Below are 20,651 nucleotides of genomic sequence, written 5' to 3'. Positions count from 1 at the left end.
CGTCATTGTCCGGCCCGCACCCCACCATCATAACGAAAACATAACAAAACCTACCGATCTACCTGCCACCGCGACACCATGGAGACATCCACCGGGGACATCCACCGGACTCGACCAGGAGGTACGGCCGTGGCAGCCGCATCCAGCACCAGCAACTCCGAGGCCCTCCGCCGGACCGCCGTCGACGCGGCCCTCGCCGCCCTCGGCCTCGACGACAAGGCACGCCTCCTGGCCGGTCAGGACCTGTGGTCGCTGCCCGCCCTCCCCGCGATCGGCCTGCGCTCCCTGGTGCTGTCGGACGGCCCGATCGGCGTCCGGGGCGTCCGCTGGACCGCCGCCGACCCCTCGGTCGCCCTGCCCTCGCCCACCGCCCTCGCCGCCACCTGGGACCCCGCGCTCGCCCGCCGCGCCGGACACCTCCTCGCCCAGGAGGCCCGCCGCAAGGGCGTCCACGTGCTGCTCGCCCCGACCGTCAACCTGCACCGCACCCCGCTCGGCGGCCGCCACTTCGAGGCGTACAGCGAGGACCCGTACCTCACCGGGGAGATCGGCACCGGCTATGTCCAGGGCGTCCAGGACGGCGGGGTGGGCACCACCGTCAAGCACTTCGTGGCCAACGACGCCGAGACCGACCGCTTCACCGTCAACAACGTCGTCGCCCCGCGCCCCCTGCGCGAGCTCTACCTCGCCCCCTTCGAGCGGATCGTCAAGAACGCCCGCCCCTGGGGCATCATGGCCGCCTACAACCAGGTCAACGGCTCGACGATGACCGAGCACCGCTACCTCCAGAACGCCGTCCTGCGCGGCGAATGGGGCTTCGACGGCTTCATCGTCTCCGACTGGCTCGCCGCCCGCTCCACCGTCGGCGCCGTCACCGGCGGCCTGGACGCCGCGATGCCCGGCCCGCGCACGGTCTACGGCCAGGCGCTGGCCGACGCCGTCCGGGCCGGGGAGGTGGACGAGAAGCTCGTCGACCTCGCCGTACGGAACATCCTGCTGCTGGCCGCCCGCACCGGAGCCCTGGAGTCCGCCCCGCCCGCCGTGGCCTCCGCCGACCTCCCCGCGCCCGTGGACGGCGAGGCGCTGGCCCGCGAGATCGCCCGCCGCTCCTTCGTGCTCGTACGCAACGAGGTACGAGAAGGGGCAAGCAGCGAGGTACGCGAGGGGGCAGACAGCGACGTACGTCGCGAGGCCGCCGTCCTGCCCCTCGCCCCCGGCCCCACCGTCGCCCTCTCCGGCGCGCTGGCCCGGGACGCCCGGGTGCTCGGCGGCGGTTCGGCCCTGGTCTTCCCCGACCATGTGGTCTCCCCGCTCGACGGGCTCACCGCCGCCCTCCCCGAGGGCACCCTGTCGTACGAGGTCGGCGCCGACCCCAGCGACGAACTGGCCACCGCCGATGCCGGGTTCGACCTCACCGCCGTCTGCCGCGACGCCGAGGGGGCCGTCCTCGCCACCGTCCCGCTGCCCAGCGGCCAGATCCAGTGGATCGGCGCCGACCTGCCCGACGGCGTCACCCACACCACCCTGGACACCGTCGAGATCACCGGCACCTTCACCCCGCGCGAGAGCGGCGAGCACACCTTCGGCACCCGGGGCACCGGCTCCTTCGCCCTCACCGTCGACGGCCGCCCCCTCTTCGACGGCACCCAGGACCGCGCCCCCGGCACCGACCCGCTCGGCGCCTTCTTCAACGAGCCGGTCGCCCGCGGCAGCCTCTCTCTCACCGAAGGCGCCCCCGTCCGGGTCTCCCTGAACCACCGCCCCGGCCCCGCCACCGGCCACCCGCTCAAGGGCATCGCCTTCTCGCTCGTCCACCTCGCCCCGCTCCGCGACCCGGAGGAGCTGATCGCCGAGGCCGTCGAGGCGGCCCGCCGCGCGGACACCGCGATCGTGGTCGTCGGCACCACCGAACGCGTCGAGTCCGAAGGGTTCGACCGCACCGACCTGCGCCTCCCCGGCCACCAGGACGCCCTGGTCCACGCGGTCGCCGCCGTCAACCCCCGTACGGTCGTCGTCGTCAACTCCGGCTCCCCGGTGGAGCTGCCCTGGCGCGACGAGGTCGCCGCGGTCCTCCTCGCCTGGTTCCCCGGCCAGGAGGCGGGCCACGCGCTCGCCGACGTGCTCACCGGGGCGTACGAGCCCGGCGGCCGGCTCCCCACCACCTGGCCCGCCGTCCTCGCCGACGCCCCGGTCACCGCCACCACCCCCACGAACGGCGAACTCCCCTACACCGAAGGCGTCTTCATCGGCTACCGCGCCTGGGAGAAGGCGGGCACCGTCCCCGCGTACGCCTTCGGGCACGGCCTCGGCTACACCACCTGGGCGTACGACACCGTCACGGCCACCCCCGACACGGTCACCGTGCGCGTCCGCAACACCGGCCCCCGCCCCGGCGGTGACACCGTCCAGGTCTATCTGGCGCCCGCACCGGCCCCGGGAACCCCCGAGCGCCCGGCCCGCTGGCTGGCCGGATTCGCCCGGGTCACCGCCGCCCCCGGCGAGAGCGTGGAGGTCACGGTCCCCGTCGAGCCGCGCGCGTACCAGGTCTGGGACGAGGAGGCGTACGGCTGGACGACGGTCCCCGGCACCTACACCGTCCAGGCGGCCCGCTCCCTGGCCGACGTCCGGGCCACCACGACGGTCACGGTCACGGCGGATCAGCCGAAGTAGGACTCCAGCGTCCCGCGCCGCCGCACGTCGAGCGTCGCGCAGTGGAAGGAGCCGCCGAACGGCGCGTAGTGCATCAGATCGCACGGGATCGGCTCGAAGCCCCACCCTTCGAGCGCGCGCAGCATCCCCGTGTGGTGGCGCTCGGCGATGACCCGCTTCTCGTCGACCATGAGGATGTTCATGCTGAGCCACTTCCCGCACATCGAGGTCGTCCGGAGCACCAGGTCCTTGACGGGCTCGGGCTCGGGGGCGACCAGGATGTCCCAGGAGTCCAGGACGGACGGCAGCCGGTCGACGTCGATGTACTCGGGGTTGACCAGCGCCTTGCCGGGCGCCAGCACCAGGAACGTCGTGTCGATGTGCATGGGCGTACGGCAGCGGCTCTCGATCTCGTGGATGCGGTAGCCGGGGCCGAGGTGGCGGCGCAGCCACTCGATGCCCATCGCGTTGGTGACGTTGGAGCGCGTGACGAAGAGGTCGCGCCCGGCCCGGACGAAGTCGGCGGCGTCGAACACCGGCTCGAACTCGGTGAGGATGTACCGCATGGGCTCATCCTTCTTCGGCGTCCGGAACTCCTGCTCGAACAGCTCGTCCGTCAGCTGCGGTTTCGGCGCGGCCGTCCAGCGGGCCCCGCGCCGGAAGTAGTCCTTGAGGAGGCGGCGGTAGGAGTGCGTCTCGAAGTACCGGCACGGCCATGCCATCGGGGTCTCGATGATCTCGTCACCGATCACCAGCATGCTGTCGCGCGGACAGGTGTTGCAGAAGCCGCGCGAGGACCAGTCGGGGGTGGCGAACCGCTGCCGGTGGTCGACGGCGTCCGGACGGGTGACGGTGATCCCGAGGGAATTCAGCAGCGAGACGAACCCGTCCAGCTCCTCCTGCGCGGGCTCGATCAGCCGACGCGGGTACTTGTGACCGGCCGCGAGCCCCTGGAAGCGGGCCGCCCACGGCGGGATGTTGCAGGAGACCACCGGATGGCTGGAGGGGATCGTGGCATCGTCGAGCCGCCCGACGATGATCTCCTCCAGCGGGTCCCACTCGTTGTGGGAGCTGACCGGGGAGAGGAGTGGGGCGGTGTCCTCGGACTCGGGGACACCCGGCCTCTGCTCCACTGTCGTCATGATCAACCACCCTCGGTCGCCGACGGGCACGTCACGCTACCCATGGTGAACGGCGGAACAGAGTTCGCGCCACCCGTCGCCCGCCGTGCGGCGCCGGGGCACCACGAAGGCGTTACGCCGGTGGTTCGGCGGCCGTGACGGTACGGTACGCGATCTCCGCCAGCCGGGCCTGGCCGTCACGGCTCGGGTGGAACCAGTCCCACGGGCTGAGCTGCGCCCCGGTGAAGCGGAAGCCGAAGACCGCCCCGCCGTCGTACCGGCAGTACCGGTCCTTCGCGCAGACGTCCCGCAGCACCTCGTTGTACGCCACCACCCGGTCCCGCACCGCGTCCCGCCGCGCCACGGCGGCCGGGCCCAGGTCGTCCGCGTCGGCCAGCATGGAGGGGCAGATGCCGAGGCTCCAGACCTTCCGGATGCTCTCGTCCTGCCGCCCCTCCGACCAGAGCCGCTTCAGGTCCGGCACGCTGGCCACGTACACCTGAGCCTTCGGCGCCCCGGCCCGCAGCTGCCGCATCGACGCCTCGAACGACGCCCGGAAGTCCGCCACGGGCGTCATCAGCCGCACCGAGCCCCGGCAGGCGTCGTTCGCGCCCATCATCACCGTGACCAGATCCGGCCGCTCCTTCGCCGCCAGCGCCATCTGCTCCGGCAGCTGCACCATCCGGGCCCCCGACACCGCGTGGTTCCAGCTCCGCTCCGCCGCCTTCGACGCGCCGAGCAGCCGGACGGCGAGGCTCCGCACCCCGGCGTCGCTCCCGGTCGCCCAGGACACCTCGGGGCAGTCCGCCAGCACCGAGCAGGCGTCGAAGCCCCGGGTGATGGAGTCCCCGACGGCCGCGACCGACCCCGGGCGCGGGTCCCAGCCGGAGGCGGAGGCGGGGGAGCGGGAGGGGGACGGGGACGCGGAGGGCGGGGCGGAGGAGGCGGACGCGTTCCGTGACACGCCGTCACCCGAACTCCCGCTGCCGCATCCCGCCAGCGCGGCCACGCCCACGAACGAGAGCGCCGTCAGCGCCGCCGTGGCCGTACGCATCCGAGGGCGTGTCGCACGCTCCGCCATCTCGCCGATCCCCTCCGGTCAACCCCTGGTTTATGCCTCTGGTCATGCCCCCGGCAAGCCCACGATCCCCAGGTCGTGGGCGTGCGCGCCCTGCCGGGTGAAAGCCGGCGAATCAGGGGGCCCGGACCGACGGTACGTCACACGGACGGCCCCCGCGCACGGTAGCTTTTCCCCGTCGAACCAGTGGTGCCGCCGCGACCCTCGCCACGACGGGTGGCTCCGGTACATTACGTCACGTCACACACTGTCCCTTTTCAGGAGATTAACTCCCGATGCTGTTTACTGATGACAACCTCGGGCCCTGGCCGGAAAGAGACGGTCCGGAAGAAGTCGGTCCGGAAAGAGACGGTACGGACGCGAGGCCGCTGGGGAAGGCGTACCTCGTCCCACACGGGAGGTTCCGGTGACGACACGTGGAGTCCTGTACGTTCACTCCGCACCGCGCGCGCTGTGCCCACATGTCGAATGGGCAGTGGCGGGCGTCCTCGGTGTGCGGGTCCAGCTGGACTGGATCAGACAGCCGGCCGCGCCCGGCACCTGGCGGTCCGAATTCTCCTGGAAGGGACGGGCCGGTACCGCATCGCAGCTCGCCTCCGCCCTGCGCGGCTGGGATCTGCTGCGCTTCGAGGTGACCGCCGAGCCGTGCCCCACCGCCGAGGGCGAGCGCTACAGCTCCACCCCCGGCCTGGGCATCTTCCACGCCGTCACCGGCATGCACGGTGACATCCTGATCCCCGAGGACCGCCTGCGCGCCGCGCTGGCCCGCTCGACGCGCGGCGAGAGCGACCTGGAGGCGGAGATCGCCTCCCTGCTCGGCAAGCCGTGGGACGACGAGCTGGAGTCCTTCCGCCACGCGGGCGAGGGCGCGCCCGTCCGCTGGCTGCACCAGGTGGTGTAGCCCCCCAGGGCGGACCCCCTGAACGACGAAGCCCGCTCCCCGGCAACCGGGAAGCGGGCTTCACCCGTAAGAGCAGGGGTTACACCGACCGGAAGGCCAGCACCACGTTGTGCCCGCCGAACCCGAACGAGTTGTTGATCGCCGCGATCGGACCCTCGGGCAGCACCCGGGGCTCCCCGCGTACGACGTCCGCGTCGATCGCCTCGTCCAGGTCGTCGACGTTGATGGTCGGCGGGGCGATCCGGTGGTGCAGCGCGAGCACGGTGGCCACCGTCTCGATGCCGCCCGCACCGCCCAGCAGGTGCCCCGTCATCGACTTCGTCGCCGAGATCGCGACATGGTCCAGGTCGTCGCCCAGCACCTTCCGCAGCGCCTTGATCTCCGCGATGTCACCCTGCGGCGTCGACGTGGCGTGCGCGTTGAGGTGAACCACCTCGGACGGCTTGAGGTCGCTGGAGTCCAGCAGGTTCTGCATGGCGGCGGCGATACCGCGCCCGGTCGGCTCGGGCTGCGCGATGTGGTGGGCGTCGGCCGACAGACCCTGGCCCAGCACCTCGCAGTAGACCTTGGCACCGCGCCTGGCGGCGTGCTCGGCCGACTCCAGGATGACGACGCCCGCGCCCTCACCGAGGACGAAGCCGTCCCGGCCGGTGTCGTACGGGCGCGAGGCCCTCTCCGGCTCGTCGTTGTTCTTGGACATCGCCATCATGTTGGCGAAGGCCGCGATCGGCAGCGGGTGGATCGCCGCCTCGGTGCCGCCCGCCACGACCACATCGGCCCGGCCGGTGCGGATCATCTCGACGGCGTACCCGATCGCCTCCGCGCCGGACGCGCAGGCGGAGACCGGCGTGTGGACACCGGCCTGGGCGTTGACCTCAAGACCGACGTTGGCCGCCGGGCCGTTGGGCATGAGCATGGGAACGGTGTGCGGGGAGACGCGGCGTACGCCCTTCTCCTTCAGCACGTCGTACTGGTCGAGCAGGGTGATCACGCCGCCGATGCCGGAGGCGATGACCGAGCCGAGGCGCTCGGGGGCGATCTGCTCGTCCTCACCGGCCTTGGCGGTGAAGCCCGCGTCCGCCCAGGCTTCGCGGGCCGCGATCAGCGCGAACTGCGCCGAGCGGTCCAGCTTGCGGGCGAGCGGGCGGGGCAGGACGTCGCCCGGGTCGACAGCCGCGAGGGCGGCGATCCGGACGGGCAGTTCGGCGAAGCGCTCGCCTTCGAGAGGCTTGACGCCGGACCGGCCGGCCATCAGACCTTCCCAGGTCGATGCGGAGTCGCCACCCAGCGGAGTGGTTGCGCCGATACCGGTGACGACCACGGTGCGATTGGTCGAGTTCACTGGAAAATCTTCTCCACGTGTAGAGGGTCGTGAATCAGCGGCGCCACCGCCGGGTGGCGACACAGCCGGGCTGGGATCAGCCCTGGTGCTTCAGGATGTAGTCGGCGGCGTCGCCGACCGTCTTGAGGTTCTTGACGTCCTCGTCGGGGATCTTGACGTCGAAGCGCTCCTCGGCGGCGACGACGACCTCGACCATGGACAGCGAGTCGACGTCCAGGTCGTCGGTGAAGGACTTGTCCAGCTGGACGTCCTCGACCGGGATACCGGCGATCTCGTTGACGATCTCGGCGAGACCGGAAACGATCTCTTCCTGCGTGGCGGCCATCTTGGCGCTCCTTCGGTGGGTTTCTTCAGGGGTTGTGCGTACGGACCCGAAAGGTCCGGTGTTGCCTAGGGGAGGGTAACGACCGTCGCGGCGTAGACGAGACCCGCCCCGAAGCCGATGACGAGCGCGGTGTCGCCGCTCTTCGCCTGACCGGTCGCCAGGAGCCGCTCCATCGCGAGCGGAATCGAGGCGGCGGACGTGTTGCCGGTGGTCTCGATGTCACGGGCGACCGTGACGTGCTCCGGCAGCTTCAGGGTCTTCACCATCGAGTCGATGATCCGCATGTTGGCCTGGTGCGGGATGAAGACGTCCAGGTCCTCCGGGGCGATCCCGGCCGCGTCCAGCGCCTGCTGGGCGACCTTCGCCATCTCGTAGACGGCCCAGCGGAAGACCGCCTGGCCCTCCTGCGTGATGGCCGGGAACTTGACCTCGCCCTTCGAGTCGAGCGGCAGCTGCGAGACATCGCCGAGGCGGAACTCGTTCCACCCGACCGTCTGCTTGATCGTCTCGGACTTGTCGCCCTCGGAGCCCCACACGGTCGGGCCGATGGCCGGTTCCTGGGAGGGGCCGACGACGACCGCGCCCGCGCCGTCACCGAACAGGAAGGCCGTCGCGCGGTCCTCCAGGTCGGTCAGGTCGCTGAGCCGCTCCACGCCGATCACGAGCACGTACTCCGCCGAGCCCTCGACGACCATGCCCTTGGCGAGGGTCAGGCCGTAGCCGAACCCCGCGCAGCCGGCCGAGATGTCGAAGGCGGCGGGCTTGCCCGCGCCGATCCGGTGCGCGATCTCCGTGGCGACGGCCGGGGTCTGCTTGAAGTGCGAGACGGTCGAGACGACGACCGCGCCGATCTGCTCGGGCGTGATGCCCGCGTCGGCGACGGCCTTGCCGGACGCCTCGATCGACATCGCGGCCACGGTCTCCTCCTCGGAGGCCCAGTGGCGGCTGACGATGCCGGAGCGGGAGCGAATCCACTCGTCGGAGGAGTCGATCGTTTCGAGGATCACCTCGTTCGGCACGACCCGGGTCGGGCGGTAGCCGCCGACTCCCAGGATGCGCGCGTACGGGGCGCCCTTGCTGGGCTTGATCTTCGACATGCTCTCGGGCTCCTTAGGCGCCCGCGTGCTCGGAGATGAGCGCGCGGGCGGCATCGAGGTCGTCGGGGGTCTTGAGCGCGAGAGTCTTCACACCGGGCAGCGCGCGCTTGGCGAGTCCGGTCAGGGTGCCGCCGGGGCTCAGCTCCACCAGCGCGGTGACGCCGAGCTCCTGGAACGTCTCCATGCACAGGTCCCAGCGGACCGGGTTGGCGACCTGGCCGACCAGCCGGGCGATGACCTCGGTACCGGTGGCGACGGTGTGGCCGTCGGCGTTGGACACGTACCGCAGGGTCGGGTCGGTGACCGTGAGGTCCCCGACGGCCGCGCGGAGCTTCTCCACGGCCGGGGCCATGTGGTGCGTGTGGAACGCGCCCGCCACCTTCAGCGCGACGACCCGGCGTACGCCCTCGGGCTTGTCGGCCTCCAGGGCGGCGAGCTGGGCCGCGGTACCGGCGGCGACGATCTGGCCGGCCCCGTTGACGTTGGCGGGGGTCAGGCCGAGCTTCTCCAGGTGCGGGACCGTCACGGCGGGGTCGCCGCCGAGCAGGGCCGCCATCCCGGTCTCGGTGACCGCGGCGGCCTCGGCCATGCCGAGCCCCCGGGTACGGACGAAGCGGAGCGCCGCCTCGTCGTCGATGACGCCCGCGATCGCGGCGGCGGTGATCTCACCGACGCTGTGACCCGCGACGACATCGGGGGAGACGGCGTCCAGGGCGGCGGCCGAGAGCAGTCCGGCGGCGACCAGGAGCGGCTGGGCCACGGCCGTGTCGCGGATCTCGTCCGCGTCGGCCTGCGTGCCGTAGTGGGCAAGGTCGAGCCCGATGGCGTCGGACCAGGCCGCGATGCGGTCGGAGGCACCGGGGAGGTCGAGCCAGGGAGTCAGGAAGCCGGGCGTCTGAGCGCCTTGGCCGGGAGCGACGAGTACGAGCACCCTCACACTCTCTCTTGTGGACGGCTCGGTACGCCCGTGGGGACAGGGACGAAGAACCGTCAGGGGAATTGTTGAAGTTCAACAAAAGTCTAGGACTGCTGATCCGCCGCGGCCAAGCGCCCCAGAATCAGGGCGATCCGCAGGGTGAACGCCGATCGGACATCGGAGGGTGACCACCCGGTGACGTCGGTCACACGTCGCAGCCGGTAGCGCACGGTGTTGGGATGCACGAAAAGCATCCGTGCCGCTCCCTCCAGACTGCTCGCCTGCTCCAGATAGACACTCAGCGTCTCCAGGAGCGCCGAACCGGCTTCCTCCAGCGGTCTGTAGATCTCCTCCACCAACTGGTCCCGCGCGGCAGGGTCCCCGGCCATCGCCCGCTCCGGCAGGAGATCGTCCGCCAGGACCGGGCGCGGCGCGTCCTGCCACGCCAGGCACGCCTTCAGCCCGGCCGCCGCCGCCTGCGCGGACCGGGTGGCGGCCAGCAGGTCCGGCACCACGGGTCCGGCGACCACCGGCCCGGCCGCGTACGGCCCGATCAGGCCCTTCGCCACCTGGAGCGGGTTGTCGCTGCCGCCCGCGATGACGACGAGCCGGTTGCCGAGCACCCCGGTGAGGACCTGGAGCTTGGCGTGCCGGGCGGCCCGCCGGATCGCCTCCACGGTCAGCTCGCTGTCCCCGTCGGGCGCGGTGCCGAGGATGACGCAGACGTGCTCGGGCGAGTTCCAGCCGAGCGCGGCGGCCCGGGACACAGCCCCCTCGTCGGCCTCGCCGGAGAGCACCGCGTTCACCACGAGCGACTCCAGCCGCGCGTCCCAGGCGCCCCGGGCCTCGGCGGCCTGGGCGTAGACCTGGGCGGTGGCGAAGGCGATCTCCCGCGCGTAGACGAGCAGGGCCTCCCGCAGCACCGACTCGTCGCCCGGCGCCGCCACCTCCTCGATCGCGGCCTCCATGACCTCGATCGTCGTCCGCACCATCTCGACGGTCTGCCGCAGGGTGATCGCCCGGGTCAGCTCGCGCGGGGCGGTGCCGAACACATCGGTCGAGATCGCCTGCGGGGTCTCCGGATGCCGGAACCACTCGGTGAACGCCGCGATACCGGCCTGGGCGACCAGGCCGATCCAGGACCGGTTCTCCGGGGGCATCGCCCGGTACCACGGCAGCGATTCGTCCATACGGGCAATCGCGTTCGCGGCCAGTCGGCCGGAGGACTGCTCCAGCCGTTTCAGGGTCGCGGCATGCAGGTGGGCGTCGTGGGCGGGGGGCTGCTCAGGATCGGGTCGGGGCACGAGGACAAGACTGCCTTATCGGGCCGGGGGATCGGTGGGGCGGGTGGACCCGGGCATCCGATATCGGGGCTGCCCGCACTCCTGCCCGAAGGGGCGGGGCCCGACCGGCAGGACCTGACGGCACGGCTCCCGACGGTGGAACGCGTTCGGCGCGGCACCTGCCGATGCAGGTGCCGCGCCGAACCGTGTTTCCGTCACCAGGGCCCGGTGTTACGGCTCCGGTGACTCGTCCGTACCTCCGCAGTCCTGGACGGCGTCGAGCTCCGCGGCCGTCCTGACGCCGTCACGGGTCCAGTACGACCCGGGACCCAGGTCGGCGGCCCGTACCTCGGTGATGCTGAACACTCCGTCCGGCCCGCCGTAGGGATCGGATTCGACGAGGACGTCGAGCGCCTCGGGCAGCTCGGACGGTTGGGCCGCCGGGCTGGACGTCCGGTACGCCTCCCCGTCCCAGAGGGTGAGCAGACCACGCTTGCCCTCGTCGGTGACCGGCTTGCCGCCGCGCCACAGAAGGCGCTCCGTGTCCGAGTCCCAGACCTCGACCCGTCGCACCCGTTCCTCCGGGCACTGACCGGCCTTGACCGTGACTCTGTCGCCGTCGATCCGCATTCCCAGGAGAGCGGGGCTGATCGGATCGGACATGATGTGGATCAGGTACACGAAGAACCCGACAGCGGCCAGCACCACCACACCGAGGGACGCGAACACGGAGATGAGGACCGTGCGTTCGCGTCTCCTCCGTGCTTCTAGCGGATGCACTGCTTATAGCCCCCGTCCTGGTATCCGGCGCGCCGCTCCCACTTGTTGTGGCACGGGTCGACGCCCGCTCGGAAGTACATGTAGCCGAATCTCAGCCCGTAGCGCTTCCACTGGCTGCGGTGGCGCTTCTCGTGCCTCATGAACTCCGGGGACGCGTGTCTGGAGCCCCTGGAGAGGAAGGTCGTTCCCACGGTCGTCCCCTTGCGGTTGTGGAGCAGCATCCCGCCGGAGCAGTGCCGCATTCCGTGCCGGTAGGTGCACCGGTATCCCAGGTTCCGGCTGAATCCGGCGGTGACGACGCCGGCCCCGCGGGCCTGGTAGCGGTTGTACGCGCGGTAGATCCGGCCGCCCCACCAGCTGGCCTTCCTCTTGGCGCGCTTCGTCCACCACGCCTTGCCGTCCAGGTCGAACTGGTTGACGGGGTCGCCCGGGTAGCCGTAGCGGTTGTCACCGCCGCCGTACACCGGGTCGATGGAGAGGAAGCGTCCGGTGACCGGGTTGTAGAGGCGGACGCCCATGAGCGTGAGGCCGGTGAGGGTCTCGGTGGAACGCTGCTTGCCGCCGAGCCAGTTGTAGCGGACGGCGGGCTGGTCGGCGCGCGGGTTGCCGTACTCGTCGTTGTCCAGGACCAGCGGGGCGTCGGCCGGGTCCAGCGGGAGCTGGAGGGCGACGTCGCCGTGGATGTTGGTCAGCTGGAGGACGGTGTCGCCCGTCCCGCCCGTGGTGGCGGCGAGATCGCCGCCCGCCGAGGTCACGTTGCGGCTGACGGTGCCCTCGGTGGCGTTCTCGGTGATCCAGCGGGGGTTGTCCCCCTCGCCGCCGTAGTGGTTGACCTTGGCGGCCGTACGGTTCCAGGTGCCGTCGGTCCGCTCGTCGACGGTCCACGAGCGCAGGCGCAGGTCCGCGTCGAGCTGCCAGGTCTGGCGCCGGTCGCCCGCGGTCTCCTGGTGGACCAGGTCGTTGGCGTAGTAGCCGATCTGGACCCCGGGCAGAGCGGTGGTGCGGCCGAAGGCGTCGTAGACGTATCCGGTGCCGAGCAGCCGGTCGGCGCTGTCGTAGGTGTAGGTGGTGGAGGTCCCTCCGGTGGTCGGGCAGTCGGCGCCCTCGGCGCCTTCCGCGGTGGTCAGGGAGGTGCGGTTGGTGCGCTTGTCGAACGCGTAGGCACGGCGGGTGCAGACCTCGCCGTCGGTGTCGGCGACGGTGGTCAGACGGCCCGTGGCGTCGTAGGCGTACTCCTGGGAGGACCAGCCGGAGTGTGCCGTGACCTGGCCGTGGACCGAACGGTCGACCGTGTCGGCGGTGACGACCAGGCCGTCGCTGTCGCGGGTGTAGACGCGGGAGACGGCCGCTCCCGCGGTGTCCTCCTCGATGGTGAGGGTGTAGCCGCCGGGCAGCTTCTCGGTGGCGACGGACCCGTCGGCGTCGTAGCGCGCCTCGAAGGTGCCGGCGACCGAGTCCGTCGTCCGGGTGACCAGACCGCGGGGTTCCACGGCCGTGTCATAGGTGTGCGTCACCGTGGACGGCACCGAGTCGGTGGTCTTGACCGGCCGGTTCAGCAGGTCGTACTCGGTCCGGGTCACCCCGCCGTCGGCGTCGGTGTAGGAGATCTGGCGGCCGAGCTTGTCGAGCTCCTTCGTGATCGTCCCACCGGTCGGCGAGACGGTCTGCACCGTCTGGCCGGTGGCCGGGTCGTACGCGGTCGTGGACTCCGGGACCGCCTGGCCGAGCCCGCCGGTCGTGGCGCTCCGGACCGAGCGGCCCGCGTTGTCGTACGTGGTCACCGTGGTGCGGGTGACCCCGTTGGCGGTCTCGGTGACCTTGGCCGGGCTGCCCCACCAGTCGTACTCGGTGGTGGTGACGGGGAGCTGCGACGGATGGGAGCCGCCGCCGGTGACGGCCCCGGCCGGTCCGGTCGTGCAGACCTGGTCGGCCCATTCGGGGCGGCCCTGGCAGGCGCCGGTGCCGGTGGCGGACCAGTAGGTGGTGACCCGGGTTCCGGCGTCGGTGCCGGTGGCCCCGGGCAGCAACTGCTTGGTGACGCGGCCCTGGGCGTCGTACTCGGTGGTGTCCGTGATGGCCAGGCCGCCCGGGTCCTTGACGGTCCTGACCGGCAGGCCCTTGACCCAGTCGTACACGGTCTGGGTGGTGCGGCCCTCGGTCATCGTGGTGGTGCCGAGGATCTGGGCGCCGGTGGTCGCCTTGGTGACCTGGTGTTCCACGGTCGCCGTGCCGTCGGTGGGACGCCCGGCGTCGTACTCGTTGACCGTCCAGGCGCGGGCCACGGCCGAACCGCCGCTCCCGTTCACCGCGATCCGGCGCAGCGGGCCCAGCTCCTGCTGTTCCCGCATCCCCTTGGCGTCGTACACGGAGACCGTGGCGAGCAGGTCGGCGCGGTCCTGGGTGGACAGGCCGATGATGTCCAGGTCGGTCAGGGTGTCCCGGTCGGCGGCCGTGGCGCCGAGCGCGAGCGCCCGGTTGCCCGCCGTCAGCTCACGCACGGTGTTGCCGAAGCGGTCGTACTCGGTCGTGGTGATGTTCCCGCCCGGCTCGGCCGCGTTCACCTGGCGCCCGGAGGCGTTGGTGTAGGTGATCGAGGCACGGCGGTAGTCGCTCACGCCCAGCTGGTCGCCGGAGTGCGCGGAGGGGACCGCGTCGGCCGGGAGGACGGCGGTCGCGTCGGTCGGGGCGTCGCTCTGGCCCCACGCCGCCACGTCCGAAGCGCCCAGCTGGTACGGGGACTTGGCGCCGGTCAGCGGTACGTCGTAGACGATGCTCGTCGACGCGGTCCCGGACACGATGTCCTTGGAACCCTGCTGGAGGCCGCTGCGGTTGGCCTTCAGCAGCATGCCGTCACCGGCGGTGGCGGCGTTGCCCGCCTTGCCGTAGGTGAACGACCAGGGCAGCTCGCCCGGCGGGGTCAGGGAGGTGATGCGGCCCGCGCTGTCGTAGGTGTACTGGGTCTTGAGGGAGGGGGTGATGCGGGGGTTCCACGCCTCGCGCAGGCGGCCGGAGGTGTCGTAGCGGAAGACCTGGAGGGTCTTGTACTCGGCGACCGCCGCGCCGGGTTCGGTGGACCAGCCCCGGATCGAGCTGACCTGCCCGGCGAAGTCGCCGAGGTCCGTGCCGGTGGCCGTGGTGGCGGTGGCGTAGACGAACTCCAGCGCCCGGCAGCCCTTCGCGGTCAGCGAGGCCGCGCAGGTGGCCGCGGAGACGGCCGAGGTCGGCGCGATGATCCGCTTCGGGCGGGCGAGCTTCTTCCCGCCGACGGTCACGGTCTCGGAGATCACCGTGGTCGTCGACTGCGCCATGCCCTCCTCGCTCGTGGTGGCCACCTGCCAGGCGGTGGCCGCCGCGTCCGGCTTGGTGAAGACGGTCAGGGTGCCTTCGGTGTCCTTGAGGGTGAACGAGCCGGTCAGCGAACCGGTCAGGGTCAGGTCCTCGGACCCCGGCTCCGGCTTCCAGCCGCCGCCGCTGGTCGCGGTGAAGCCGGTCCCCTCACCGTCCACGTCGACCAGGGCCACGGAGGTGGCGGAGGTCTTCTTCAGATAGGACCAGTCGGACTCGGTGATCTCGGCCGTGGTCCCGGAGGTCCACTGCGGACCGAAGATCGGTGCCTGGCCCTCCTGTTCGGCCCCCGCCCCGGGGCGGCGCGAGGACGCCGTACGCGTGACGGACAGGCTGAACAGCGACGCGTCGGTCGCCGACAGGGAGTAGTCACCGGTCAGCAGGTTGACCGAGCCCGGCCCGGCGTCCTGCGAGGGGGCCGTGCCCGCGTTGCGGTCCACGGTGACCGTGGCGACCGGCGAGTACGCGGAGGTGGAGCCGTCGGTGAACGCGGCGCGGACGTCGATCGGGCCGTCCTCGGCCAGCGTGTCCGTGATGTTCCAGGTCAGCTCGGCGGGACGGCCGCTCACCGTCGCGACCGGCCAGGACGGTACGGCCGCACCGCCCGAGGCCCGGCGCACATCGGCGAGCGGGACGTTCTTCCAGGTGTCCGTCTCACCCCGGCGGTACTGGTAGGTCACCCCGGTGTAGGACGCCTGCCCCTCGGCCGCCAGGCTCACCCGGCGCGCCGGGCGGTCGCCCTGTCCGGGGGAGACCAGCGCGGCGCCGGAACCGGCGTAGAACACGTACGCGTTCTCGGCGGAGAGGTTGCCCGCCGCGTCCCGGGTGCGGGTGGCCACCGTGTGCTTGCCCGCCGGGAAGTTCAGTGTGCGGGTGACGGCGGCGCCGGTCGTGGCGGCGGAGGTCCACGCGCCGTTGTCCAGCTTGTATTCGATCGTCTTCACGTCGCTCGTCGGCGGGGTGAAGGTGAAGGAGCCGGAGAAACCGCCGTTCGCGTCCGGCTCACCCGACCAGGTGCTGGCCGGGAAGTCGGTGGAGGAGACGGTGGTCCTCGCCGGGGCGGTGGTGTCGACGGTGAAGTTCTGCCAGGCCGACCAGGACCCGTTCGCCGCCTGCCCGTCGTGGACCGAGGCCCGCCACTTGTACGCGCCCTGGGGCAGCGCGGTCGGCGGGGTCCACGGGGCGTTCGCCCCGGACGCCACGAAGGCCGACTTGCCGGTCTGGAGCGCCGACGTGCCGGTGGAGGTCCAGATCTCGTACGTCAGCTGGACGGTGTTGCCGTCGGCGTCGGTGGCCTTGCCCGTGATGGTGGGCCGGGTGTTGCTGGTCGCCGTGCCCGACAGCGGGGAGACGGGGGTCGCCGCACCGGGCTTGGTGTTGTACGTCACCGACAGGTACGGGGTGTTGGAGGCCGCGTTGCCGGAGTTGAACCGCTTCCAGCCGTACGAGTCGCTCTCGTTCGTCGCCCGGATGCCCAGGGTGTTGGTGTTGTTCCCGTTGGACGCCCAGTGCGCCGCCATCGCGGTGACGTCCTGGTTGACCCAGCCGTCCGCGCACGAGGACGAGAAACCCTTCGTGGCGGTGGAGGTGGCCCACTTCTTGTTCCAGCTCGGCTGCGCGGTCCACCGGGTGGCGGTGGAGGCCGAGTTGGTGGTCCACACCTCCCAGCTCCGTGCCGAGCAGGACCAGGAGTGGAAGTTCCACAGATTGAGCTTCGCGCCCAGGATCTGCTTGTTCTTGATCTTCGCCATCGGGAAGGCCAGGAACGAACGGGCCACCTGACCCGACCCGTTGTTGCCCAGCTTCAGTTCCGTCTGGGCCGACACATCGGTGGCGTACCCCTGCTGGACGAACGTGTCGAAGCCGACGCCGATGTTGACGGCCGGGTCGACCGTCACGGGGAACTTCGTTGCCGGATCGGCAAGGAACTCGGCGTCCGGGGTGAAGGTGAGGTCGACGGCGTCACCGCGCTGGACCACCTTCAGCCCGACATCGGCCCGGCGGGTGTGCTCCCCGGAGCCGGGGTCGACCGTCGCGTCCCACATCACCGGCGCGGGCAGCACGCCCACCTGCTTGCCGGACTCCGCGTCGAGGAAGGTCACCGAACGGTCCGCGTTGGCGCGGGCCTTGATGCCCTTGGCGTCGAGGGTCAGCGTTGTGGACCCGTTCGCGTCGACGGCGGAGCGGTCCTTCAGCTCAAGGAACTGCTCGAACCCCGTACGGGTCGACTCGATGATCAGGTCCGTCGACGGCAGGGCGTTCGCGTACCGGGCCTTCGTGCCCGACACCGTGGGCTCGGGCAGGGCACCCCGCCACGACAGGGTCATCGCCCGGTCGTCGCCCGCTTCCAGCGTGACCAAGGGGACCGGGAGGGTCTGTGTCTCCCCGGCCGGGCCCGATGCCCGCACCTTCGCCGCCTTGGCCGCGGGCGTCCGCCCCGCCAGCTTCAGCCCCAACGGGTGTGCTTCGGCCGCCACTTCACCGCCCGGCTTCTTCACCAGGTCGATGTCGATGTCCCGCCACTTGTCCGTCTCCCCGTCCCGGAAGCGCACCGGCCCGGACGCGGCGTCCAGCGTCACCGACCCGTCCGGGTTCGCCCAGGTCGTCGAGGACTCCGTACGCTCCGACAGGGCCTCGACCCGCTTGCCGGACAACCGCGCCGCCACCTGGGCGGACGGGAGGTCGGCGGCTTCGGTGACCGCGCGGGGCGGTGCCGCGGGCTTCTCGCCGACTGTCTCGGGCACAGGCGCCGCGACCGCGACGCCCTGAATCAGTCCGGCGGCCAGGGCCAGCGAAAGTATCCCCACGACAGTGCGAGAACTTCCCCCGGACCTGAGCCGCCTGCGCTCGTGTGGCGCAGGTATATGAGCCGTCATCATTCCTCGGTCTCTTGTGCTCAGTTTCGCCACACATATGGCGACGGTGTGAAGATAGCGAAGATCGAAATGGTGCAGAGCGGGCAAGGTCGTGCAGGAGGGATAGCAACTGGAAATTTGCTCATGTGATGTGCATCACATGTCAATCGATCGTGTGTCGGCTCGAACACGGTTGGTTCCGGGCGGAGTTGGGTCGCGGGTGTGCCGCCCGGTCCGGCCGTCCCGTCGCCCCCGCCCCGCAACCGGCTACCGTGGCCCCGTGATCTCCGTACACCGCTCCGAGGACCGCTACCGGGGCGGCGAGCCCGACGCCGGTATCGAGACCCGGCACGCCCTCTCCTTCGGCCCCTTCTACGACCCCGACAACCTCCGCTTCGGCCCGGTCCTGGCCTGCAATGAGGAGCGGCTCGCCCCCGGCGCAGGCTTCGACGAGCATCCGCACAGCCATACGGAGATCGTCACCTGGGTGGTCGAGGGGGAGCTGACCCACCGCGACTCGGCCGGCCACTCCACCGTCGTACGGGCCGGAGACCTGGCCCACCTCAGCGCCGCCGCCGGAGTCCGCCACGTCGAACGCAACGACGGGGACGCCCCGTTGACTTTCCTCCAGATGTGGCTGGCCCCTCAGGAGTCCGGCGGCGACCCCTCGTACCGGGTCGTCCCCGGTTTCGCGGACACGACCCCGTACGCCCTGCCGGAGGCCGGTGCGGTGCTCCACGTGCGGCGCCTGGCCGGGGGCGGGCGCACAGCTCTGCCGGACGCGGCGCGCCTGTACGTGCATGTCGTACGGGGACGGGTCGAGGTGGCCGGGGAGGAGCTGGGCCCCGGCGACGCGGCCCGGATCACCGGGGCGGAGGGCCTGGAGGCGGTCGCCGCGGTGGGGGAGGGGGAGGGTGCGGAGCTGGTGGTGTGGGAGCTGGCGGATTGACGGCCGCAGCACGCCGACCCGGCACCGCCCCCGGCACCGGCCCCGGCACCGCCCCGAGCACCGACCCCGGCACCGGGAAGAACCTCCCGCGCACGCCTTTGTAGGGTGCTGGCGACGCCACATTTCTGCTGGCGGCGCCACATTCCGGACGCCGCGTGTTCGAAGGAGATCCTCATCAATCCCATCGAGTCCAGCACCGATGCCCTGACCGCCCACCGCGACCGCGCGCAGCAGGACTACGCCGAGCTGGTCACGCGGCGCCTCTCCCTCGACCTCACGCGCGGGAAGCCCGCCGCGAACCAGCTCGACCTCTCCGCCCCGCTGCTCGCCCTGCCCGGCGACACGTACAAGGCCGCCGAGGGCCTGGACACCCGCAACTACGGCGGTCTCCACGGCCTGCGGGAGCTGCGGGAGATATTCAGCGGCCCCCTCCAGGTGCCCGTCGAGCAGCTCGTGGCGGCGGGCAACTCCAGCCTGGAGCTGATGCACGACAGCCTGGTCCACGCGCTGCTCAGCGTCCTGCCGGGGGCCACCTCCCGGTGGGTGGACGAGGAGCGCATCGCCTTCCTCTGTCCCGTTCCCGGATACGACCGCCACTTCGGTGTGTGCGAACGCCTCGGCATCGAGATGATCCCGGTCCCGATGACCGACGAGGGCCCGGACATGGAGACCGTCGAGCGGCTCGTCGCCGAGGACGCCTCCGTCAAGGGCGTCTGGTGCGTCCCGAAGTACAGCAACCCGGACGGGATCAGCTACAGCGACGAGACCGTCACCCGGCTCGCCGCCATGCCCACCGCCGCCCCGGACTTCCGGATCTTCTGGGACAACGCCTACGCGGTCCACCACCTGACCGACGAGCGCGTGGAGATCGCCGACCTGCTCGCCGCCTGCGCCGACCACGGCAACCCGGACCGCGCCTTCGTCTTCGGCTCCACCTCCAAGATCACTTTCGCCGGAAGCGGCGTCGGCTTCTTCGGCGCCTCACCGGCCAACGTCACCTGGCTGCTGGGCAACATGGCCAAGCGCACCATCGGCCCGGACAAGATCAACCAGCTGCGCCACGCGCTCTTCCTCAAGGACGAGGCAGGCGTGTACGCCCACATGGATCTCCACCGCGCCGAGCTCCGCCCCAAGTTCGACGCCGTCCTGCGCATCCTCGAAGCCGAGCTGGGCGGTACGGGTCTCGCCACCTGGACCGACCCCAAGGGCGGGTACTTCATCACGCTCAAGGTGCTCGACGGCTGCGCCCGCGAGGTGGTGCGCCGCGCCGCCGAGGCCGGGATCGTCCTCACGCCCGCGGGCGCCACCCACCCGCACGGCCAGGACCCGGACGATGCGGTGATCCGGATCGCGCCCAGCTTCCCCGCCCCCGACGAGCTGGAGAAGGCCATCGCGGGCGTCACGGCCTGCGTACGGCTCGTCGGCTACGAGAAGCTGCTGGCGGCGAAGTAGCCGAAGCGGGCGGGGCGTCGGCGAGCGCGGGCCGGATCAGGAAGGGCCGGACCAGGAGGGGCCGGTTCAGGAGGGGTCGGGGCCCCGCGCCGGCCTCTCCGCCAGCCGGTCCAGCTCACGTACCGCCTGGGCGTGGGCGCTCATCCGCTTGCTCACCAGACCGGTCGTGAACAGCGCCGTTCCCACGATCGACACCGGTACGGAGAGCCACAGCACGGCCAGCACCTCGGGCCAGTCGCGTTCGGCCGCGCAGTAATCGCCACGTGCCCGGCCTTCGTTGGCCGTGCTGCCTTCCGTGAACAACCGCGATGAGCACGCGACCGTGCGGCCGCCGGAGGTTTCGGCAGAGTAGTCCGTCAGGAGCAGAAACCCGCACCAGCCCCACAGCAGGGCCGCCAGGAGCAGGAGACCGGCTCCCCAGTCGCGTATGCGGGTGGACTGCTCCCGGAATTCGAGGTCGTACGCCAGTGATCGCATGGCGCAGGAACCTATCAAGCCCGTACGCGCCCCACTGAGGTGGGCAAAGATGGGGATGGTGCACAATGCCCTCATATCCCG

14 protein-coding genes are annotated in these 20,651 nt (G+C 71.4%); 4 read left to right on the top strand and 10 right to left on the bottom strand.

Annotation, left to right across the window (positions count from 1 at the left end; genetic code table 11):
* The first annotated feature begins 129 nt into the window (after positions 1–129).
* Positions 130–2,670, top strand: a complete 2,541-nt coding sequence (locus B7C62_08840) for a glycosyl hydrolase (protein ID ARF72369.1) — start codon at positions 130–132, stop codon at positions 2,668–2,670.
* Here the strand turns inward: B7C62_08840 and B7C62_08835 are convergent.
* Positions 2,658–3,791, bottom strand: a complete 1,134-nt coding sequence (locus B7C62_08835; protein ARF72368.1) for an amidinotransferase — start codon at positions 3,789–3,791, stop codon at positions 2,658–2,660. The genes B7C62_08840 and B7C62_08835 overlap by 13 nt on opposite strands.
* A 112-nt stretch (positions 3,792–3,903) precedes the next feature.
* Positions 3,904–4,851, bottom strand: a complete 948-nt coding sequence (locus tag B7C62_08830; protein ID ARF72367.1) for a hypothetical protein — start codon at positions 4,849–4,851, stop codon at positions 3,904–3,906.
* A gap of 403 nt (positions 4,852–5,254) precedes the next feature.
* On the opposite strand from B7C62_08830, the gene B7C62_08825 reads away from it, so the two are divergent.
* Positions 5,255–5,749, top strand: coding sequence for a hypothetical protein (locus B7C62_08825; protein ARF72366.1), 495 nt, complete (start codon positions 5,255–5,257; stop codon positions 5,747–5,749).
* Positions 5,750–5,828: 79 nt separating this feature from the next.
* Here the strand turns inward: B7C62_08825 and B7C62_08820 are convergent, their stop codons facing one another.
* The 7 genes from B7C62_08820 to B7C62_08790 form a co-directional block, all read right to left on the bottom strand.
* Positions 5,829–7,091: a beta-ketoacyl-[acyl-carrier-protein] synthase II gene (locus tag B7C62_08820; GenBank protein ID ARF72365.1), complete on the bottom strand. Its 1,263-nt coding sequence runs from the start codon at positions 7,089–7,091 to the stop codon at positions 5,829–5,831.
* A 76-nt stretch (positions 7,092–7,167) separates the two neighbouring features.
* A complete protein-coding gene (locus B7C62_08815; protein ARF72364.1) occupies positions 7,168–7,416 on the bottom strand; it encodes an acyl carrier protein in 249 nt (82 codons plus the stop codon).
* Positions 7,417–7,481: 65 nt separating this feature from the next.
* Positions 7,482–8,513: a 3-oxoacyl-ACP synthase gene (locus B7C62_08810; GenBank protein ID ARF72363.1), complete on the bottom strand. Its 1,032-nt coding sequence runs from the start codon at positions 8,511–8,513 to the stop codon at positions 7,482–7,484.
* A gap of 13 nt (positions 8,514–8,526) precedes the next feature.
* Positions 8,527–9,444 carry an ACP S-malonyltransferase gene (locus tag B7C62_08805; GenBank protein ARF72362.1) on the bottom strand — a complete coding sequence of 306 codons (918 nt, stop codon included), beginning with the start codon at positions 9,442–9,444 and terminating at the stop codon, positions 8,527–8,529.
* Between the two features lie 89 nt (positions 9,445–9,533).
* Positions 9,534–10,733, bottom strand: a complete 1,200-nt coding sequence (locus tag B7C62_08800) for a PucR family transcriptional regulator (GenBank protein ID ARF72361.1) — start codon at positions 10,731–10,733, stop codon at positions 9,534–9,536.
* 210 nt (positions 10,734–10,943) lie between these two features.
* Entirely contained in the window at positions 10,944–11,492 is a 549-nt protein-coding gene (locus B7C62_08795; GenBank protein ID ARF72360.1) for a hypothetical protein, read from the bottom strand.
* Entirely contained in the window at positions 11,480–17,713 is a 6,234-nt protein-coding gene (locus B7C62_08790; GenBank protein ID ARF77056.1) for a sugar-binding protein, read from the bottom strand. The genes B7C62_08795 and B7C62_08790 overlap by 13 nt, the downstream gene beginning before the upstream one ends.
* Positions 17,714–17,972: 259 nt before the next feature.
* On the opposite strand from B7C62_08790, the gene B7C62_08785 reads away from it, so the two are divergent.
* On the top strand, positions 17,973–18,641 hold the full coding sequence (locus B7C62_08785; GenBank protein ID ARF72359.1) for a pirin family protein: 669 nt from the start codon (positions 17,973–17,975) through the stop codon (positions 18,639–18,641).
* Between the two features lie 183 nt (positions 18,642–18,824).
* A complete protein-coding gene (locus B7C62_08780) occupies positions 18,825–20,093 on the top strand; it encodes an aminotransferase (protein ID ARF77055.1) in 1,269 nt (422 codons plus the stop codon).
* Between the two features lie 66 nt (positions 20,094–20,159).
* On the opposite strand, the gene B7C62_08775 is transcribed toward B7C62_08780, so the two are convergent.
* Positions 20,160–20,570, bottom strand: coding sequence for a hypothetical protein (locus tag B7C62_08775; GenBank protein ID ARF72358.1), 411 nt, complete (start codon positions 20,568–20,570; stop codon positions 20,160–20,162).
* Positions 20,571–20,651: the final 81 nt, after the last annotated feature.

The sequence above is a fragment of the Kitasatospora albolonga genome, assembly GCA_002082585.1.
Taxonomy (GTDB): Bacteria; Actinomycetota; Actinomycetes; order Streptomycetales; family Streptomycetaceae; genus Streptomyces; species Streptomyces stephensoniae.
The sequence above is the reverse complement of the archived record's forward strand: the minus strand, read 5'-3'. Positions and strand labels throughout refer to the sequence as shown.